The organism is Polaromonas sp. Polasp52, from assembly GCF_059491565.1.
In genome coordinates, this window is sequence record NZ_CP168513.1 from 740001 (window position 1) to 757409 (window position 17409).

Here is a 17409-nt window from a genome sequence, read left to right on the forward strand (position 1 = left end):
TTTCAGCTTGCGGGTGTCAAGCTCAGGCGGTGACGCCGTCCTTCACGGTATCGGCCATGTCGGTGTAGTCCTTGACCTGGTCGAAGTTGAGGTACTGGTAGACCTGCGCGCTGGCAGCCGTCAGCACGCCCATGTCGGCCATGTACTCGGCCTTGGTGGGGATGCGGCCCAGCTTGGAGCAGATCGCGGCCAGCTCGGCGGAGCCGAGGTAGACGTTGGAGTTCTTGCCCAGGCGGTTCGGGAAGTTGCGGGTGGAGGTGGAGAACACCGTCGCGCCCTCCTTCACCTGCGCCTGGTTGCCCATGCACAGGCTGCAGCCCGGCATTTCCATGCGCGCGCCGGCAGAGCCCAGCACGCCGTAATGGCCTTCTTCCGTGAGCTGCTTGGCATCCATCTTGGTCGGCGGCGCCATCCACAGCTTGACCGGGATGTCGCGCTTGTTTTCCAGCAGCTTGGAAGCCGCCCGGAAGTGGCCGATGTTGGTCATGCAGCTGCCGATGAAGACTTCATCAATCTTGCTGCCGGCCACGTCGGCCAGGGTCTTCACGTCGTCGGGGTCGTTGGGGCAAGCCACGATGGGTTCGTGGATGTCGGCCAGGTCGATCTCGATGACGGCGGCGTATTCGGCGTCCGCATCGGCCTTGAGCAGCTGCGGGTCGGCCAGCCAGGCTTCCATGGCGGCGATGCGGCGCTTGATGGTGCGCACATCCGAATAACCCGTGGCGATCATCCACTTCAGCATCGTGATGTTGCTGTTGATGTACTCGATGATGGGTTCCTTGTTCAGGTGCACCGTGCAGCCGCCGGCGGAGCGCTCGGCCGAGGCGTCGCTGAGCTCGAAGGCCTGCTCCACCTTGAGGTCGGGCAGTCCTTCGATTTCCAGGATGCGGCCCGAGAAGATGTTCTTCTTGCCCTGCTTGGCGACCGTGAGCAGGCCGGCCTTGATGGCGTAGAGCGGGATCGCGTTGACCAGGTCGCGCAGCGTGATGCCGGGCTGCATCTTGCCCTTGAAGCGCACCAGCACGGATTCAGGCATGTCCAGCGGCATGACGCCGGTGGCGGCGCCGAAAGCCACCAGGCCGGAGCCCGCGGGGAAGCTGATGCCGATGGGGAAGCGCGTGTGGCTGTCGCCGCCGGTGCCCACGGTGTCGGGCAGCAGCATGCGGTTGAGCCAGCTGTGGATGATGCCGTCGCCGGGACGCAGCGAAATGCCGCCGCGCGTGCTGATGAACTCGGGCAACTCGTGGTGCATCTTCACGTCGACGGGCTTGGGATAAGCCGCCGTGTGGCAGAAGGACTGCATGACCAGGTCGGAGCTGAAGCCCAGGCAGGCCAGGTCTTTCAGTTCGTCGCGGGTCATGGGGCCGGTGGTGTCCTGCGAGCCGACCGAAGTCATCTTGGGCTCGCAGTAGGTGCCGGGGCGCACGCCCTGGCCTTCCGGCAGGCCGACCGCACGGCCGACCATTTTTTGCGCCAGCGTGAAGCCGCGGCCGTTGTCTTCGGGGCTGACGGGCAGGCGGAACTGCGTGGACAGCGGCAGGCCCAGCGCGAAGCGCGCCTTGGCCGTGAGGCCGCGGCCGACGATCAGCGGAATGCGGCCGCCGGCGCGCACTTCGTCGAACAGCACGTCGCTCTTGAGCTTGAACTCGGCGATCACCTTGCCGTCTTTGAGCGCCTTGCCTTCGTAGGGACGCAGCTCGATCACGTCGCCCATCTCCATCTGGCTCACGTCGAGCTCAATCGGCAGCGCGCCGGAGTCTTCCATGGTGTTGTAAAAAATCGGGGCGATCTTGCCGCCCAGGCAGACGCCGCCGAAGCGCTTGTTGGGCACGTAGGGAATGTCTTCGCCGGTCCACCAGAGCACGGAGTTGGTCGCGGACTTGCGCGAGGAGCCGGTGCCGACCACATCGCCGACGTAGGCCACGAGATTGCCCTTGCCCTTGAGTTCTTCAATGAACTTGACCGGGCCGCGCTTGCCGTCTTCCTCGGGCGTGACGCCGGGCCGCGCGTTCTTGTGCATCGCCAGGGCGTGCAGCGGGATGTCGGGACGGCTCCAGGCGTCGGGCGCGGGCGAGAGGTCGTCGGTGTTGATCTCGCCGGCCACCTTGAAGACGGTCAGCTTGATGGACTGGGGCACTTCGGGGCGGCTGGTGAACCATTCGGCATCGGCCCAGCTTTGCAGCACGGCCTTGGCGTATTTGTTGCCCTTCTCGGCCTTTTCCTGCACGTCGTGGAACTGGTCGAACATCAGCAAGGTGTTTTTCAGGCCGCTGGCGGCCTGGGTGGCGACGCTGTCCTCGGCATCGTCGAGCAGCGCGACCATGGGGCTGATGTTGTAGCCGCCCAGCATGGTGCCCAGCAGCTGCGTGGCTTTTTCACGCGAGATCAGCGCGCATTTTTCCGTGCCGTGGGCCACGGCCGCCAGGTAACTGGCCTTGACCTTGGCGGCGTCGTCGACACCGGCGGGAACGCGGTGGGTGATGAGTTCGACCAGGAAAGCTTCTTCGCCCTTGGGCGGGTTCTTCAGCAGCTCGATGACTTCACCGGTCTGCTTGGCGGACAGCGGCAGCGGCGGAATGCCGATGGCCGCGCGCTCGGCGACGTGGTTGCGGTAGGTTTGCAAGAACTCGGATGACATGCTGGTTTCTCCTGTAATCGAAATCGTGGTGTGTAAAGAGCGGGTTTGTTTATTTGGCGGCCGAGGCGGCTTGCGCAGCGGCGGCGGCCGGCACATCGGAAACAACAGGTGCGGCGGCGGCAGGGGCCGCGGCGACGGCCGGCTTGGGCGCATCCAGCACGCTGGCGGGCGGGTTCAGCTTGATGGCTTCGGCCACCGCCAGCTGCGCCGGGCTCATGCACTCGTCGGCCAGGCGCACGCCCAGCTTCTGGTTCATCAGCATGGATTTATTCGCCAGTTGCAGCCAGACGGCGCCGGCCTTCTGGTCTTCCAGGCGGATCGCGCCGGTGGTGGTGGCCACGGGGAACATGCGGTACTTGAAGTTCTTGCCGCTGACATTGAAATAGCCGGGCGCCTTGGGGTCGGCCGTGAGGTCGACCGCCGCACCCAGTTCGCAGGGCAGCTTGCCCACATGCACGCGCTCGGCGATGGCCAGTTCGGCCGGCGTCAGCGCGGCTTCGGCGGCCTCAATGCCGGCGGCCACGTTCTTGGCGGCGCTCTTGAGGTTGGTGCGGCTGGACGGGTTGACGACGGGCTGCTTCTTGGCGGCGGGTTTTGCTGCGGGCTTGGCGGCCGCGTCAGTCTGGGCCAGGGAAAAACCGGAAGCGGCCAGCAAAACAGCGGCGGCCAGTGCGTGGACAACAGAGGGGGTATGGAGTTTTTGCATGGGGCTTTCGTACAGTGATGAGGGGGTGAACGTTCAGTGAAACGCGGTCTTGAAATAAGCTTGCGCCTCGGGGGGAAGCGCCCGGCCGGTCTGGTGCGCGCGCTCCAGGACCTGCCAGAAGTAACGGTAACTCGCGCGGTCGTGCAGCTTGCCTTCAAAGCTGGTGGGTGCCCAGTCGGCGCAGGCGGCGGCGGTGATGATTTTGGCGGCGTCCTCAATCTCGCCTTCGCCCGGCGCGAAGGCCTCCAGGATGGGACGGATCTGGTTCGGATGGATGCTCCACATCCGGGTGTAGCCCAGTTCGCGGGCGGCATGGCGTGCGGCGGCGGTCATGGCTTCAATATCGTTGAATTCCGTGACAACACAATGCGAGGGCACTTTGCCGTGGGCATGGCAGGCCGCGGCGATCTCCAGCTTGGCGCGCAGCACCAGCGGATGCGTGAACTGGCCCCGGCTGCTCATGCCGGCCGCAGGAATCGCGCCCGCATGGGCCGACACAAAATCCATGAGCCCGAAGCTCAGCGACTGCACGCGCGGGTGCGCCGCAATGTCAAAGGCGTTACGCACCGCCAGCGGCGACTCGATCAGCACATGCAGGGGCAGGTTGCCGGCGCCGGCGGCCAGCAGCGCCTCTTCGGCGCGCAGCACGTCGGCCAGCGATTCGACCTTGGGCACCATGATGTGCGAGAGATGGCGCGCCAGCTTGCCGGCGATCACCGCCATGTCGGCCTCAAAAGCCGGGTGGCCGACCGCATGCACGCGCACAGCGACGCGGGCCTTGTCGCCGGCCAGGGCCGCCAGCGCCACCACCATGGCCGCGTGCTCGGCCTCGCCGCCCACGGGGGCGCCGTCTTCACAGTCCAGCGTCACGTCGAACACGCAGGCGCCGAACTCCTCGATCATCTCGGCCTGCAGCTGCAAGCTTTTGCGCATGCGCACTTCCACGCCGCTGTAGTGGTCGCAGACCGGCAAAATCATGGCGCCGGCCTGGGCGCCCAGCAGCACTTGCGCGGGATGAACGGCGGTGGCGCTCATGGTTTGCGCTGCGCGACGATAAACATGCGCGGGAAAGCTAAAAGCAGCTTGCCATCGGTGCGCGCAGGGTAAGCCTTGGCAACGCGCCGCTCGTACTCGGCGAGGTAACTCGCTTGTAATTCAGGCGGAAGGCGGTCGACAAATGGCTTGAGGCCGGTTGCGCGCACCCATTCCACGATCGCCGCGGCCGAAGCCATGGGGTGCTGGTAGGCCGTGCGCCAGACATCGACATGCGCGGCTTTGTCGGCCAGCAGGTCGTAGTAGCGGTCTATGGAAAAAAGATCGGTGCGCAGCTTGGAATAGTCGCCTATGGCTTCGGCCCAGGGCGCCTCGGCCGCCAGCTCGCGCATCAGGCGGTGCGTGGGCTCATCGCGGTTGTCCGGCATCTGGATGGCCAGCACCCCGCCGGGGGCCAGCGCCGCGAACAGCCGCGGAATCAGCCTGGCGTGATCCGGCACCCATTGCAGGGCCGCATTTGCGTAAACCAGCTGGGGCGCGGCATCGCCGGAGGCGGGTTGCCAATCGGCGATATCGCTCAACTCGAAACGCGCGGCCGGCAGGCGCTTACGCGCGCTGGCCAGCATGGCTTCGGAATTGTCGGTGCCCGTAACCGTGGCGCCCGGAAAGCGGCGGACCAGCAACTCGGTGGAGTTGCCCGGCCCGCAGCCCAGGTCGAACACCGTGGCCGCCTGCGCCAGCGGAACCCGCGCCAGCAGCTCCTGGGCCGGGCGCGTGCGCTCGTCCTCATAGCGGCTGTAGAGTGCGGGGTTCCAGTCGCTCATGAGGGGCGGCGGTGGCGTGCGGGCAAGGTGCTGGGCGGCCTCAGTACTGGTTTACAGCAGGTGCTTGACGCCGTCCTGCTCGCCCTTGAGTTCGTCCAGGGTCTTGGTGATGCGTTCCTGGCTGAAGGCGTCGATTTCCAGGCCTTCGACCAGCTTGTACTCGCCGTTCTCGCAGGTCACGGGGAAGCCGAACATGATGTCCTTGGGAATGCCGTACTGGCCGTCCGACGGGATGCCCATGGTGACCCACTTGCCGTTGGTGCCCAGCGCCCAGTCGCGCATGTGGTCGATGGCGGCATTGGCGGCGGAGGCTGCCGAGGACAGGCCGCGCGCTTCAATGATCGCGGCGCCGCGCTTGCCGACGGTGGGCAGGAACACGTTGGCGTTCCATTCCTGGTCGTTGATCATCTTGGCGACGCTTTCGCCCTTGATGGTGGCGAAACGGTAGTCGGCGTACATCGTGGGCGAGTGGTTGCCCCACACGGTGAGCTTTTCGATGTCGGCCACGGGCTTGCCGGTCTTGGCGGCAATCTGGCTGGCGGCGCGGTTGTGGTCCAGGCGCAGCATGGCGGTGAAGTTCTTGCGCGGCAGGTCGGGCGCGCTCTTCATGGCGATGTAGGCGTTGGTGTTGGCGGGGTTGCCGACCACCAGCACCTTGACGTTGCGGCTGGCGACGGCATTGAGGGCCTTGCCCTGCGCCGTGAAGATGGCGCCGTTGACGGCCAGCAGTTCGGCGCGTTCCATGCCGGGGCCGCGCGGGCGCGAACCGACCAGCAGCGCGTAGTCGGCATCCTTGAAGGCCGTCATCGGGTCGCTGTGGGCTTCCATGCCGACGAGCAGCGGGAAGGCGCAGTCGTCGAGTTCCATCATCACGCCCTTGAGCGCTTTTTGCGGGCCTTCAACAGGCACTTCGAGCAGTTGCAGAATGACGGGCTGGTCCTTGCCGAGCATTTCGCCGGAGGCAATGCGAAACAGCAGTGCGTAACCGATTTGGCCAGCTGCACCGGTGACTGCAACACGGACGGGTTTTTTGCTCATGATCGAGGGCTCCAGGAAAGTTAAGAATCGGTTGATGAGGGGTGTGATGTGAGATGTCTGGCGCGAGCCTGGGATATTCAGGGATGGTTTGGCGGGGTCTCACCCCTCAAAATCACCGCAAAACGGCAGGCCATGCACTGGCTCAGCCCAAGATTTTACGCTTGAAAAGTGACAGGCGTCAATTTGTCTTATGTCTTATATAAGATATGATTCGGGCTTGATTCGGAGTTTATTTCCCGGGATGCCGCGCGCCCGCCGCGGCGTCGCCGCAACCTGCTGTTAACCGCCGCCAAACTGCTGCCATGGCCATCAATACGTCCTCATTGACCGATCCCGCCGCCCTCGCTGGCGATGCAGGCGCGGCGGCGGGCGTGGCGCCGGCCTTCAGCCCGCTGTACCAGCAGATCAAGGTGCTGATCCTGCAAAGCCTGCAGGCCGGCGAATGGAAGCCCGGCGAGGCCATCCCCAGCGAGATGGACCTGGCCGCGCGCTTTCGCGTGAGCCAGGGCACGGTGCGTAAGGCGATCGACGAATTGGCCGCCGAAAACCTGGTGGTGCGCCGCCAGGGCAAGGGCACCTTTGTGGCCACGCATGCCGAGCAGCATGTGCAGTACCGCTTCCTTCGCCTCATGCCCGACAGCGGCGACGCCAACAGCGAAGGCCCGGCCGAGCGGCAGATCATCGATTGCAAGCGCCTGCGCGCGCCCGCCGACATCGCGCGCCCGCTGTCGCTGCGCACCGGCGACGCCGTGCTGCAGCTGCGCCGCGTGCTGGCCTTCCAGGGCACGCCGACCATTCTCGAAGACGTCTGGCTGCCCGGCGGCCCCTTCAAGGGGCTGACCGCCGAGCGGCTGGCCACCCACCGCGGTCCGATGTACGCATTATTTGAAACCGAGTTTGGCGTGCGCATGGTGCGCGCCGAGGAAAAAATCCGCGCCGTCGCGGCCGATGAAGCATCCGCAACGCTGCTCGGTGTGCCGGTGGGCGGGCCGCTGCTCAGCGTGGAACGCACCGCCTTTACCTACAACGACCTGCCCATGGAATTGCGCCGGGGCCTGTACCGCACCGACACCCATCACTACAAAAACGACCTTAGTTGACGGGATTCATCAAGAAGCTGCAAACGTTTGTAAGCTTATTGTTGCGTTGCAATAGAATTCGGCTGTTTAGCTGTAATTGCACGCCCGGTTACCAACCAGTTACACCCCACGAAAGCCTAAAAATGACAGAGCTGGCCTCCAAACAGCGTCCCAAGCGGCCCGAGTTCCGCAACATCAACGCCCTTTCCGACCTTCCTTCCTACCGTCTGCCGCCTGCTGGCTGGGTGTCCATTCTTCACCGTATCAGCGGTTTCATCATGTTCCTGCTGATGCCCTTCATCATCTGGATGTTCGACACCTCGATCTCCTCTGAGATCTCCTTCGAAAAATTCAAGGCCGCCTTCAACATCGGCATGCTGGGCCTGCCCGGCTTCCTCTGGAAGCTCGCTGCCCTGGCCCTGATCTGGGCCTACCTGCACCACTTCATCGCCGGCCTGCGCCATCTCTGGATGGACGTGAGCCACGCCGCCGTCAGCAAGGAGTTCGGCAAGTCCTCGGCCATCTTCACGCTGGCCCTGAGCATCGCCCTGACGCTGGTGCTCGGCGCCAAGCTGTTCGGCCTTTACTGATCACAAGGAGCATCAAAAATGGCAGTTAACTACGGCTCCAAGCGCATCGTTGTCGGCGCGCACTACGGTTTGCGCGACTGGCTCGCGCAGCGCGTCACGGCCGCCCTGATGGCCCTCTTCACCGTGCTGCTGCTGGCCCAGGTCATCTTCAGCAAGGGCCCCATCGGCTACGACAAATGGGCCGGTATTTTTTCGGCGCAATGGATGAAGGTGCTGACCTTCACCGTCATCATCGCCCTGCTCTACCACGTGTGGGTCGGCATGCGCGACATCTGGATGGACTACATCAAGCCGGCCTCCATCAAGCTGGTCCTGAATGTGTTCACCATCGTCTGGCTGGTGGCCTGCGCCGGCTGGGGCATCCAGGTTCTCTGGCGCCTCTAGGCCGCCGCCCCGCAGATCCGACAAGAAGACCGACACCCCACAAAAATCATGACCGCAACTTCCCAACTCCCCAAGCGCAAATTTGACGTCGTCATCGTCGGTGCCGGTGGCTCCGGCATGCGCGCATCGCTGCAGCTGGCGCGCGCCGGCCTCAACGTAGCCGTGCTCTCCAAAGTGTTCCCCACGCGTTCGCACACCGTCGCGGCCCAGGGCGGCATAGGCGCCTCGCTCGGCAATATGAGCGAAGACAACTGGCACTACCACTTCTACGACACCGTCAAGGGCTCCGACTGGCTCGGTGACCAGGACGCGATCGAATACATGTGCCGCGAAGCGCCCAAGGTCGTCTATGACCTCGAGCACATGGGCATGCCCTTCGACCGCAACCCCGACGGCACGATTTACCAGCGCCCCTTCGGCGGCCACACCGCCAACTACGGTGAAAAGCCCGTGCAGCGCGCCTGCGCCGCGGCCGACCGCACCGGCCACGCCATGCTGCACACGCTGTACCAGCAGAACGTCAAGGAAAAAACCAGCTTCTTCGTCGAATGGATGGCGCTGGACCTGATCCGCGACGCCGCGGGCGACGTGGTGGGCGTGACCGCCCTCGAAATGGAAACCGGCGACGTCCACATTTTTGAAGCCAAGACCACGCTGCTGGCCACCGGCGGCGCAGGTCGCATCTTTGCAGCCTCGACCAACGCCTTCATCAACACCGGCGACGGCCTGGGCATGGCGGCGCGCGCCGGCATCCCGCTGGAAGACATGGAGTTCTGGCAGTTCCACCCGACCGGCGTGGCCGGCGCCGGCGTGCTGCTGACCGAAGGCTGTCGCGGCGAGGGCGCCATCCTGCGCAACAGCAACGGCGAGCGCTTCATGGAGCGCTACGCGCCCACGCTGAAGGACCTGGCGCCGCGCGACTTCGTCTCGCGCTCCATGGACCAGGAAATCAAGGAAGGCCGCGGCTGCGGCCCCAACAAGGACTACATCCTGCTGGACATGACCCACCTGGGCGTGGACGCCATCATGAAGCGCCTGCCCTCGGTGTTCGAGATCGGCCACAACTTCGCCAACGTCGACATCACCAAAGAGCCGATTCCCGTGGTGCCCACCATCCACTACCAGATGGGCGGCATCCCGACCAACATCCACGGCCAGGTCGTCACCCAGGACGCCAACAACCAGAGCCAGGTCGTCAACGGCCTCTACGCAGTGGGCGAATGCTCCTGCGTCAGCGTGCACGGCGCCAACCGCCTGGGCACCAACTCGCTGCTGGACCTGCTGGTCTTCGGCAAGGCCGCCGGCAACCACATCGTCGAGTTCGCCAAGACCACCACGCACAAGCCGCTGCCGGCCGACGCGGCCGACAAGACCCTGGCCCGCATCGCGCGCCTGGACAACGCGACCGACGGCGAATACGCGCAGGACGTGGCCAACGACCTGCGCGCCGCCATGCAGCAGCACGCCGGCGTGTTCCGCACCCAGGCCATCATGGACGAGGGCGTGACCAAGATCGCCGCCCTGCGCGAGCGCGTCAACCGCATAGGCCTCAAAGACAAGTCGAAGATCTTCAACACCGCGCGCATCGAGGCGCTGGAAGTGGAGAACCTGATCGAGGCCGCGCAAGCCACCATCGTGTCGGCCGCCGCCCGCAAGGAAAGCCGCGGCGCGCACTCCGTGGACGACTACGGCGACACGCCGGAGCACCCGAACGGCCGCAACGACACCGAATGGCACAAGCACACGCTGTGGTACAGCGAAGGCAGCCGCCTGGCCTACAAGCCGGTGCAGATGAAACCCCTGACCGTCGATTCCGTGCCGCTGAAGACGCGCACGTTCTGACACCACCGACGCACAGCCGGCCTGCGACCCCACAAGAAGCGAGAACCCCATGACCAAACGCACCTTCAAGATCTACCGCTACGACCCGGACACCGACGCCAAGCCCTACATGCAGACCATCGAGGTGGAACTCGACGGCCATGAGCGCATGCTGCTGGACGCGCTGATGAAGCTCAAGGCGCAGGACCCGTCCATCAGCTTTCGCCGTTCCTGCCGTGAAGGCGTCTGCGGCTCCGACGCGATGAACATCAACGGCAAGAACGGCCTGGCCTGCCTGACCAATATGCGCACGCTGCCTGAAGTCATCGTGCTCAAGCCGCTGCCGGGCCTGCCCGTGGTGCGCGACCTGATCGTCGACATGACGCAGTTCTTCAAGCAGTACAACTCGATCAAGCCCTACCTGATCAACGACAACGTGCCGCCCGAAAAAGAGCGCCTGCAGAGCCCCGAAGAGCGCGACGAGCTCAACGGCCTCTACGAGTGCATCCTGTGCGCCAGCTGCTCGACCTCCTGCCCCAGCTTCTGGTGGAACCCCGACAAGTTCGTCGGCCCGGCCGGCCTGCTGCAGGCCTACCGCTTCATCGCCGACAGCCGCGACGAGGCCACCGCCGAGCGCCTGGACAACCTGGAAGACCCCTACCGCCTGTTCCGCTGCCACACCATCATGAACTGCGTCGACGTCTGCCCCAAGGGCCTGAACCCGACGAAAGCCATCGGCAAGATCAAGGAAATGATGGTCTTGAGGACAGTCTGACCGTTCGCTGACCGACCCGACGATATGGAAACCGCCGACGCCCTGCTCGATGAGCGCGCCCTGAGCAAGCTCAAGTGGCGCTGCCGGCGCGGCCTGCTGGAAAACGACCTGCTGATAGCGCGCTTCTTCCAGGGCCACGAAGCCACCCTGACCGTCAGGCAGGCTAAAGGGTTGAGTGATTTAATGGATTTGTCCGACAACGACCTGCTCGACCTGCTGCTAAAACGGAAGGACGCCGGCCAGCTGGCGGACGAATCGGCCAAGGCAAGCGCCTCTACTTCTGAAGCCCATGACGTTTTAAAGTTGCTGCAGCCCTCGACCCCGGCTCCGTAATTCCCAGCCCGTCCCAATTTGACACTGATACGAAAGAAAGAAGCAAGAAATGAAGCTAGCTGACAACAAAGCCACCCTGTCCTTCAGCAACGGCAGCCCCAGCATTGAACTGCCGGTGTACCAGGGCAATGTCGGCCCGGACGTCGTCGACATCCGCAAGCTGTATGCCCAGACCGGCATGTTCACCTATGACCCCGGTTTCCTGTCGACCGCGTCCTGCCAGTCGGCCATCACCTACATCGACGGCGACAAGGGCGAGCTGCTGTACCGCGGCTACCCCATCGAGCAGCTGGCCACCAACTGCGACTACATGGAAACCTGCCACCTGCTGCTGTACGGAGAACTGCCCAATGTGGCGCAGAAAGCCGACTTCGTGCACCGCGTGACCAACCACACCATGGTCAACGAGCAGATGCAGTTCTTCCTGCGCGGCTTCCGACGCGACGCGCACCCCATGGCCATCATGACCGGCCTGGTCGGCGCGCTGTCGGCCTTCTACCATGACAGCACCGACATCAACAACCCGGAACACCGCGAAATCGCCGCGATCCGCCTGATCGCCAAGATGCCGACCCTGGTCGCCATGGCCTACAAGTACACCGTGGGCCAGCCCTACATGTACCCCAAGAACAACCTGAGCTACGCCGGCAACTTCCTGCACATGATGTTCGCCACGCCGTGCGAGGAATACAAGGTCAACCCGGTGCTCGAACGCGCGCTGGACCGCATCTTCATCCTGCACGCCGACCACGAGCAGAACGCCTCCACCTCCACCGTGCGCCTGTGCGGCTCCTCCGGCACCAACCCGTTTGCCGCCATCGCGGCCGGCGTGGCCTGCCTCTGGGGCCCGGCCCACGGCGGCGCCAACGAAGCGGCCCTCAACATGCTGGGCGACATCCAGAAGCAGGGCGGCGTCGAGAAAATCGGCGAATTCATCAAGCAGGTCAAGGACAAGAGTTCCGGCGTCAAGCTCATGGGCTTCGGCCACCGCGTCTACAAAAACTACGACCCGCGCGCCAAGCTCATGCAGGAAACCTGCAAGGAAGTACTCAAGGAAATGGGCCTGGAAAACGACCCGCTGTTCAAGCTGGCCATGGCCCTGGAAAAGATTGCCCTCGAAGACGACTACTTCGTCTCGCGCAAGCTCTACCCCAACGTCGACTTCTACTCCGGCATCGTGCAGCGCGCCATCGGCATCCCTGTGCCGCTGTTCACGGCCGTGTTCGCGCTGGCCCGCACCGTCGGCTGGATCGCCCAGCTCAATGAAATGATCGGCGACCCCGAGTACAAGATCGGCCGTCCGCGCCAGCTGTTCACCGGCTCCACGACGCGCCAGGTCCTGCCGTTGGCCAAGCGCTAAGCCAAGCCCCGCCCCGCACCTCGTGCAAAGCCCGCCTGATGGCAGCATCGGCGGGCTTTTTTACGCCCCGCCCGGAAAGCGCCCGTCGGCAAGCGGGTCATCGCGTATTGCGATGACAAAACCCGGTTCTTAGCGGCAAAATAGCGATTCACCGTCGTCTAACGCGATGACGACACGCCCTACGCCCATGAAAAGCTCAGAACGCAACTTCGCCCGCCGCATAGACCTGACCTCGCTTCAGCTCTTTGTGGCCGTCTGCGAGCTGGGCAGCATAGGCAAGGCCGCCGAGCGCGAATTCATCGCCGCCTCGGCTGTGAGCAAGCGCCTGTCCGACCTCGAAGCCACGCTGGACACCCCGCTGCTGTACCGCCACACCCGCGGTGTCGACCTCACGCCGGCCGGCGAAAGCCTGCTGCACCATGCGCGCTCGGTGCTGTTCAGCCTCGAAAAAATGCAGAGCGAACTCAGCGAGTACGCTGATGGCGTGCGCGGCCATGTGCGCGTGCACGCCAGTATCTCGGCCATCGTGCAGTTTTTGCCCGAAGACCTGGGCGCTTTCACGCGCGAGCATTCCGGCATCAAGATAGACCTCGAAGAGCACCTGAGCACCGAGGTCGTGCGCGCCGTGCAGGAAGGCGCGGCCGACCTGGGCATCTGCAACACCGCCGACGGCGCGGGCGACCTGCAGACCCTGCCCTACCGCAGCGACAAGCTGGTGCTCATCGTCCCCCGGGGCCACCCGCTACGCGCGCAAGGCGCCATCCGCTTCGAAGCGGCGCTCGACTACGACCAGGTCGGCCTGCACTCCAACAGCTCGATCTACCTGGCCATGCGCGAAGCCGCGGCCCGGCTGGGCCGCACCATCAAGCTGCGCATCCACGTGACCGGCCTGGACGCCATGTGCCGCATGATCCACAACGGCCTGGGCGTGGGTGTGATGCCGCAGCGCGCCTTTGAGCTGACGCATGGCGTCGGCGAGCTTGAATCCATACCGCTGCTGGACAGCTGGGCGGAGCGCCAGATCCAGCTCGTCGCCCGCGACTTTTCCACGCTGCCGCTGACAGCGCGGCTGCTGGTGGAGCACCTGACGCAGCCCGCGGCGCCGGCCGCCCGCGCCAGGCCGGCCCACACCGGGGCCGCCCCCGCCGGTGCGGCCGCCTAAAATCACCCCAACGACAAACACACACGGCAACGAGAGACCACGAAGGAAAACCATGGGACGCACCCTCTACGACAAGATCTGGGACGAGCACGTCGTTCATACCGAAGACGACGGCACGTCCATCCTCTACATAGACCGCCACCTGGTGCACGAAGTCACCAGCCCGCAGGCCTTTGAAGGCCTGCGCGAGGCCGGCCGCAAGGTCTGGCGCATCAGCTCCATCGTCGCCACCGCCGACCACAACACGCCCACCACCGGCTGGGAACTGGGCTACGACGGCATCACCGACCAGGTCAGCAAGGAACAGATCACCACGCTTGACAGCAACATCAAGGAATTCGGCGCGGCCGCCTTCTTCCCCTTCCTCTCCAAACGCCAGGGCATCGTGCACGTCATCGGCCCCGAAAACGGCGCCACCCTGCCCGGCATGACGGTGGTCTGCGGCGACTCGCATACCTCCACCCACGGCGCCTTCGGCGCGCTGGCGCACGGCATAGGCACCAGCGAGGTCGAGCACGTGATGGCCACACAGACCCTGCTGGCCAAAAAAGCCAAGAATATGCTGGTGAAGGTGGAGGGCAAGCTCGCCCCCGGCCTGACCGGCAAGGACATCGTGCTGGCCATCATCGGCAAGATCGGCACGGCCGGCGGCACCGGCTACACGATTGAATTCGCCGGCTCGGCGATACGCGCACTCAGCATGGAAGGCCGCATGACGGTCTGCAACATGGCGATTGAAGCCGGCGCGCGCGCCGGCCTGGTCGCCGTCGACCAGAAAACCATCGACTACGTCAAGGGCCGCCTGCTGTCGCCCACCGGTGTCGAATGGGACATGGCCGTCAAATACTGGAACACGCTGCACTCCGATGCCGATGCGAAGTTCGATGCCATGGTCGAGCTCGACGCCGGCCAGATCCTGCCGCAGGTCACCTGGGGCACCTCGCCCGAAATGGTGCTGTCGATTGACGACCGCGTGCCCGACCCCGACAAGGAAAAAGACGCCAACAAGCGCGATGCCATCGAACGCGCCCTGAAATACATGGGCCTGGAGCCCGGCAAGGCGCTGAACGACCTCTACATTGACAAGGTGTTCATAGGCTCCTGCACCAACAGCCGCATCGAGGACATGCGCGAAGCCGCCGCCGTGATCAAGAAGATCGGCCAGAAGGTCGCGAAAAACGTCAAGCTCGCGCTGGTAGTGCCGGGCTCCGGCCTGGTCAAGGAGCAGGCCGAGCGCGAAGGCCTGGACAAGATTTTTGTCGCCGCCGGCTTTGAGTGGCGCGAACCGGGCTGCTCCATGTGCCTGGCCATGAACGCCGACCGGCTGGAGCCGGGCGAGCGCTGCGCCTCCACCAGCAACCGCAACTTCGAAGGCCGCCAGGGCGCCGGCGGGCGCACCCACCTGGTCAGCCCCGCCATGGCAGCGGCGGCGGCCGTGCACGGCCACTTTGTCGATATCCGCAAGTTTGTCTAACCCGAGCCACAGGAGGAACTTCCCATGAAAAAAATCACCACCCTGCTCGCACTGTCGCTGGCGTGCGCGACCCTGCTGCTGGCCGGCTGCAACACCTTCCGCGGTGTCGGCCAGGACGTCCAGAAAGTCGGCGAGAAAATCGAAAACGCGGCGAAGAAGTAAATGAAAAATTTCACCATACACAAGGGCCTGGTGGCCCCCATGGACCGCGAGAACGTCGACACCGACGCGATCATTCCCAAGCAGTTCCTCAAGTCGATACGCAAGACCGGTTTCGGCCCCAATCTGTTTGACGAATGGCGCTACCTGGATGCGGGCTTTCCCGGCCAGGACCCGGCTACGCGCAAGCCCAATCCCGACTTCGTGCTGAACCAGCCCCGCTACGCGGGCGCCTCCATCCTGCTGGCGCGCAAGAATTTCGGCTGCGGCTCCTCGCGCGAACACGCGCCCTGGGCGCTGGACCAATACGGCTTTCGCGCCATCATCGCGCCCAGCTACGCCGACATCTTCTTCAACAACAGCTTCAAGAACGGCCTGCTGCCCATCGTGCTGCCCGAAGCGCAGGTAGCCCAGCTGTTCGACGAGGCGCTGGCCTTTCCCGGCTACCAGCTGACGGTGGACCTGGAGCGCCAGGTGATCGTCAAGCCGCAGGGCGGGGAACTCCCCTTCGAGGTACAGGCCTTCCGCAAATACTGCCTGCTCAACGGCCTGGACGACATCGGCCTGACCCTGCGCCAGAGCGACAAGATCAAGGCCTTTGAAGCCGAGCGCCTGGCGACCAAACCCTGGCTGAACCACACCGTCGCGGGCTGAACCCCGTTTCTTCTCCTTTTCACGCATACGCCGCGCGCCGCCCTCTGCGGGGTGCGCAGCCATTCAAAGACAGCACCATGAAAATCGCAATCCTGCCGGGTGACGGCATTGGCACCGAAATCGTCGCCGAGGCCGTCAAGGTCCTGAAGGCCCTGGACCTGAAGTTTGAAACCGAGAGCGCGCTGGTCGGCGGCGCCGCCTACGAGGCCCACGGCCACCCGCTGCCCGAGGCCACGCTCAAGCTCGCCAAGGACGCCGACGCCGTGCTCTTCGGCGCGGTGGGCGACTGGAAATACGACAAGCTGGACCGGCCGCTGCGGCCCGAACAGGCCATCCTGGGCCTGCGCAAAAACCTGGGCCTGTTCGCCAACTTCCGCCCGGCCATCTGCTACGCGCAACTGGTGGATGCCTCCAGCCTCAAGCGCGAACTGGTGTCCGGCCTGGACATCCTCATCATCCGCGAGCTGACCGGTGACATCTACTTCGGCCAGCCGCGCGGCCGCCGCGTCTCGCCCGACGGCCACTTCCCCGGCTCGGAAGAGGCTTTCGACACCATGCGCTATTCGCGCCCCGAGATCGAACGCATCGCCCACGTCGCCTTCCAGGCCGCCCGCAAGCGCGGCAAGCGCGTGACCAGCGTCGACAAGGCCAATGTGCTGGAAACCTTCCAGCTCTGGAAAGACGTGGTCACCGAAGTCGGCACGCAATACCCCGACGTCGCGCTGGACCATATGTATGTGGACAACGCCGCCATGCAGCTGGTCAAGGCGCCCAAGAAGTTCGACGTGGTCGTCACCGGCAATATGTTCGGCGACATCCTCAGCGACGCCGCCGCCATGCTGACCGGCTCCATCGGCATGCTGCCCTCGGCCAGCCTCAACGACAAAAACCAGGGCCTGTACGAGCCCAGCCACGGCAGCGCGCCCGACATCGCCGGCAAGGGCGTGGCGAATCCGCTGGCAACGATTTTGAGCGCGGCCATGATGCTGCGCTTTAGCCTGAACCAGCCCGAAGCCGCCGCCCGCATCGAAAAAGCCGTGGACGCCGTGCTGAGCCAGGGCCTGCGCACGCCCGACATCTACAGCGAAGGCACGACCAAGGTCGGCACGGTGCAGATGGGTGATGCCGTGGTCAAAGCCTTGGCCTGACGTTTTTTTGCCGCAAATTGCCTCAAACCAGCAGCAAAACCCAGGTTTGAGGCGGCTGTCAGCCTCGGCAAAGCCAAGCCTGGCTACAATCGACACTTATGCGCAAAAACCCCGCTTTCACCCACTGCCCCGCCGCCCTGCGCGCGGGTCATGGCGCGCCGGTTTTTGCCCAGACCACCAAAACGACCACCATTAAAGGCTAGCAAGCCTGGTTCGTCGTGCCCTGCCGGCTCGATGAGCCGGGCCCAAAAGCCATATTTTTGACTTTTTG

The 17409-nt window shown here is 64.5% G+C and carries 17 protein-coding genes; 12 read left to right on the top strand and 5 right to left on the bottom strand.

Annotated elements, in window-relative coordinates; translation table 11 throughout:
* Positions 1-22: 22 nt before the first annotated feature.
* From ACEN9P_RS03640 to ACEN9P_RS03660, 5 genes are read right to left on the bottom strand one after another with little or no spacing between them, the layout of a single operon-like run.
* On the bottom strand, positions 23-2638 hold the full coding sequence (locus tag ACEN9P_RS03640) for a bifunctional aconitate hydratase 2/2-methylisocitrate dehydratase (protein ID WP_495621113.1): 2616 nt from the start codon (positions 2636-2638) through the stop codon (positions 23-25).
* A gap of 49 nt (positions 2639-2687) precedes the next feature.
* The gene (locus ACEN9P_RS03645) at positions 2688-3344 is read right to left on the bottom strand and encodes a hypothetical protein (RefSeq protein ID WP_495621114.1); all 657 of its coding nucleotides are present in this window, start codon (positions 3342-3344) and stop codon (positions 2688-2690) included.
* Positions 3345-3377: 33 nt separating this feature from the next.
* Positions 3378-4379, bottom strand: a complete 1002-nt coding sequence (locus ACEN9P_RS03650; RefSeq protein ID WP_495621115.1) for an HpcH/HpaI aldolase/citrate lyase family protein — start codon at positions 4377-4379, stop codon at positions 3378-3380.
* Entirely contained in the window at positions 4376-5161 is a 786-nt protein-coding gene (tam, locus tag ACEN9P_RS03655; protein ID WP_495621116.1) for a trans-aconitate 2-methyltransferase, read from the bottom strand. The genes ACEN9P_RS03650 and tam overlap by 4 nt, the downstream gene beginning before the upstream one ends.
* Before the next feature lie 51 nt (positions 5162-5212).
* The gene (locus ACEN9P_RS03660; RefSeq protein WP_007866656.1) at positions 5213-6199 is read right to left on the bottom strand and encodes a malate dehydrogenase; all 987 of its coding nucleotides are present in this window, start codon (positions 6197-6199) and stop codon (positions 5213-5215) included.
* A gap of 302 nt (positions 6200-6501) precedes the next feature.
* On the opposite strand from ACEN9P_RS03660, the gene ACEN9P_RS03665 reads away from it, so the two are divergent.
* The 12 genes from ACEN9P_RS03665 to leuB all read left to right on the top strand — a co-directional run bounded on the left by ACEN9P_RS03665 (position 6502) and on the right by leuB (position 17138).
* A complete protein-coding gene (locus tag ACEN9P_RS03665) occupies positions 6502-7299 on the top strand; it encodes a GntR family transcriptional regulator (protein WP_477661912.1) in 798 nt (265 codons plus the stop codon).
* A gap of 122 nt (positions 7300-7421) precedes the next feature.
* Positions 7422-7868, top strand: coding sequence for a succinate dehydrogenase, cytochrome b556 subunit (gene sdhC / locus ACEN9P_RS03670; protein WP_477661913.1), 447 nt, complete (start codon positions 7422-7424; stop codon positions 7866-7868).
* Between the two features lie 18 nt (positions 7869-7886).
* Positions 7887-8252 (top strand): succinate dehydrogenase, hydrophobic membrane anchor protein, encoded by a 366-nt coding sequence (gene sdhD / locus ACEN9P_RS03675; protein ID WP_007866650.1) that lies wholly within the window; start codon positions 7887-7889, stop codon positions 8250-8252.
* Between the two features lie 48 nt (positions 8253-8300).
* Positions 8301-10094 (top strand): succinate dehydrogenase flavoprotein subunit, encoded by a 1794-nt coding sequence (sdhA, locus tag ACEN9P_RS03680; RefSeq protein ID WP_477714824.1) that lies wholly within the window; start codon positions 8301-8303, stop codon positions 10092-10094.
* Positions 10095-10143: 49 nt separating this feature from the next.
* Positions 10144-10848, top strand: a complete 705-nt coding sequence (locus tag ACEN9P_RS03685; protein WP_007866645.1) for a succinate dehydrogenase iron-sulfur subunit — start codon at positions 10144-10146, stop codon at positions 10846-10848.
* A gap of 24 nt (positions 10849-10872) precedes the next feature.
* On the top strand, positions 10873-11181 hold the full coding sequence (locus ACEN9P_RS03690) for an FAD assembly factor SdhE (RefSeq protein ID WP_477661915.1): 309 nt from the start codon (positions 10873-10875) through the stop codon (positions 11179-11181).
* 49 nt (positions 11182-11230) lie between these two features.
* Positions 11231-12541, top strand: a complete 1311-nt coding sequence (gene gltA, locus ACEN9P_RS03695; protein WP_477661916.1) for a citrate synthase — start codon at positions 11231-11233, stop codon at positions 12539-12541.
* A 187-nt stretch (positions 12542-12728) separates the two neighbouring features.
* On the top strand, positions 12729-13703 hold the full coding sequence (locus ACEN9P_RS03700; protein WP_477661917.1) for a LysR family transcriptional regulator: 975 nt from the start codon (positions 12729-12731) through the stop codon (positions 13701-13703).
* 52 nt (positions 13704-13755) lie between these two features.
* Complete coding sequence (gene leuC / locus ACEN9P_RS03705) at positions 13756-15177, top strand: 3-isopropylmalate dehydratase large subunit (protein WP_477661918.1); 1422 nt, start codon at positions 13756-13758, stop codon at positions 15175-15177.
* A gap of 24 nt (positions 15178-15201) precedes the next feature.
* Positions 15202-15339, top strand: a complete 138-nt coding sequence (locus tag ACEN9P_RS03710; RefSeq protein ID WP_477661919.1) for an entericidin A/B family lipoprotein — start codon at positions 15202-15204, stop codon at positions 15337-15339.
* Complete coding sequence (gene leuD / locus ACEN9P_RS03715) at positions 15340-15990, top strand: 3-isopropylmalate dehydratase small subunit (RefSeq protein WP_495621117.1); 651 nt, start codon at positions 15340-15342, stop codon at positions 15988-15990.
* Positions 15991-16067: 77 nt separating this feature from the next.
* A complete protein-coding gene (gene leuB / locus ACEN9P_RS03720; RefSeq protein WP_495621118.1) occupies positions 16068-17138 on the top strand; it encodes a 3-isopropylmalate dehydrogenase in 1071 nt (356 codons plus the stop codon).
* The last annotated feature ends 271 nt before the right edge of the window (positions 17139-17409 follow it).

Bases quoted from the DNA above. Each gene is read 5' to 3' on its own strand.
- ACEN9P_RS03640 (WP_495621113.1), bottom strand. From the start codon at position 2,638: ATGTCATCCGAGTTCTTGCAAACCTACCGCAACCACGTCGCCGAGCGC.
- ACEN9P_RS03645 (WP_495621114.1), bottom strand. From the start codon at position 3,344: ATGCAAAAACTCCATACCCCCTCTGTTGTCCACGCACTGGCCGCCGCT.
- ACEN9P_RS03650 (WP_495621115.1), bottom strand. From the start codon at position 4,379: ATGAGCGCCACCGCCGTTCATCCCGCGCAAGTGCTGCTGGGCGCCCAG.
- tam (WP_495621116.1), bottom strand. From the start codon at position 5,161: ATGAGCGACTGGAACCCCGCACTCTACAGCCGCTATGAGGACGAGCGC.
- ACEN9P_RS03660 (WP_007866656.1), bottom strand. From the start codon at position 6,199: ATGAGCAAAAAACCCGTCCGTGTTGCAGTCACCGGTGCAGCTGGCCAA.
- ACEN9P_RS03665 (WP_477661912.1), top strand. From the start codon at position 6,502: ATGGCCATCAATACGTCCTCATTGACCGATCCCGCCGCCCTCGCTGGC.
- sdhC (WP_477661913.1), top strand. From the start codon at position 7,422: ATGACAGAGCTGGCCTCCAAACAGCGTCCCAAGCGGCCCGAGTTCCGC.
- sdhD (WP_007866650.1), top strand. From the start codon at position 7,887: ATGGCAGTTAACTACGGCTCCAAGCGCATCGTTGTCGGCGCGCACTAC.
- sdhA (WP_477714824.1), top strand. From the start codon at position 8,301: ATGACCGCAACTTCCCAACTCCCCAAGCGCAAATTTGACGTCGTCATC.
- ACEN9P_RS03685 (WP_007866645.1), top strand. From the start codon at position 10,144: ATGACCAAACGCACCTTCAAGATCTACCGCTACGACCCGGACACCGAC.
- ACEN9P_RS03690 (WP_477661915.1), top strand. From the start codon at position 10,873: ATGGAAACCGCCGACGCCCTGCTCGATGAGCGCGCCCTGAGCAAGCTC.
- gltA (WP_477661916.1), top strand. From the start codon at position 11,231: ATGAAGCTAGCTGACAACAAAGCCACCCTGTCCTTCAGCAACGGCAGC.
- ACEN9P_RS03700 (WP_477661917.1), top strand. From the start codon at position 12,729: ATGAAAAGCTCAGAACGCAACTTCGCCCGCCGCATAGACCTGACCTCG.
- leuC (WP_477661918.1), top strand. From the start codon at position 13,756: ATGGGACGCACCCTCTACGACAAGATCTGGGACGAGCACGTCGTTCAT.
- ACEN9P_RS03710 (WP_477661919.1), top strand. From the start codon at position 15,202: ATGAAAAAAATCACCACCCTGCTCGCACTGTCGCTGGCGTGCGCGACC.
- leuD (WP_495621117.1), top strand. From the start codon at position 15,340: ATGAAAAATTTCACCATACACAAGGGCCTGGTGGCCCCCATGGACCGC.
- leuB (WP_495621118.1), top strand. From the start codon at position 16,068: ATGAAAATCGCAATCCTGCCGGGTGACGGCATTGGCACCGAAATCGTC.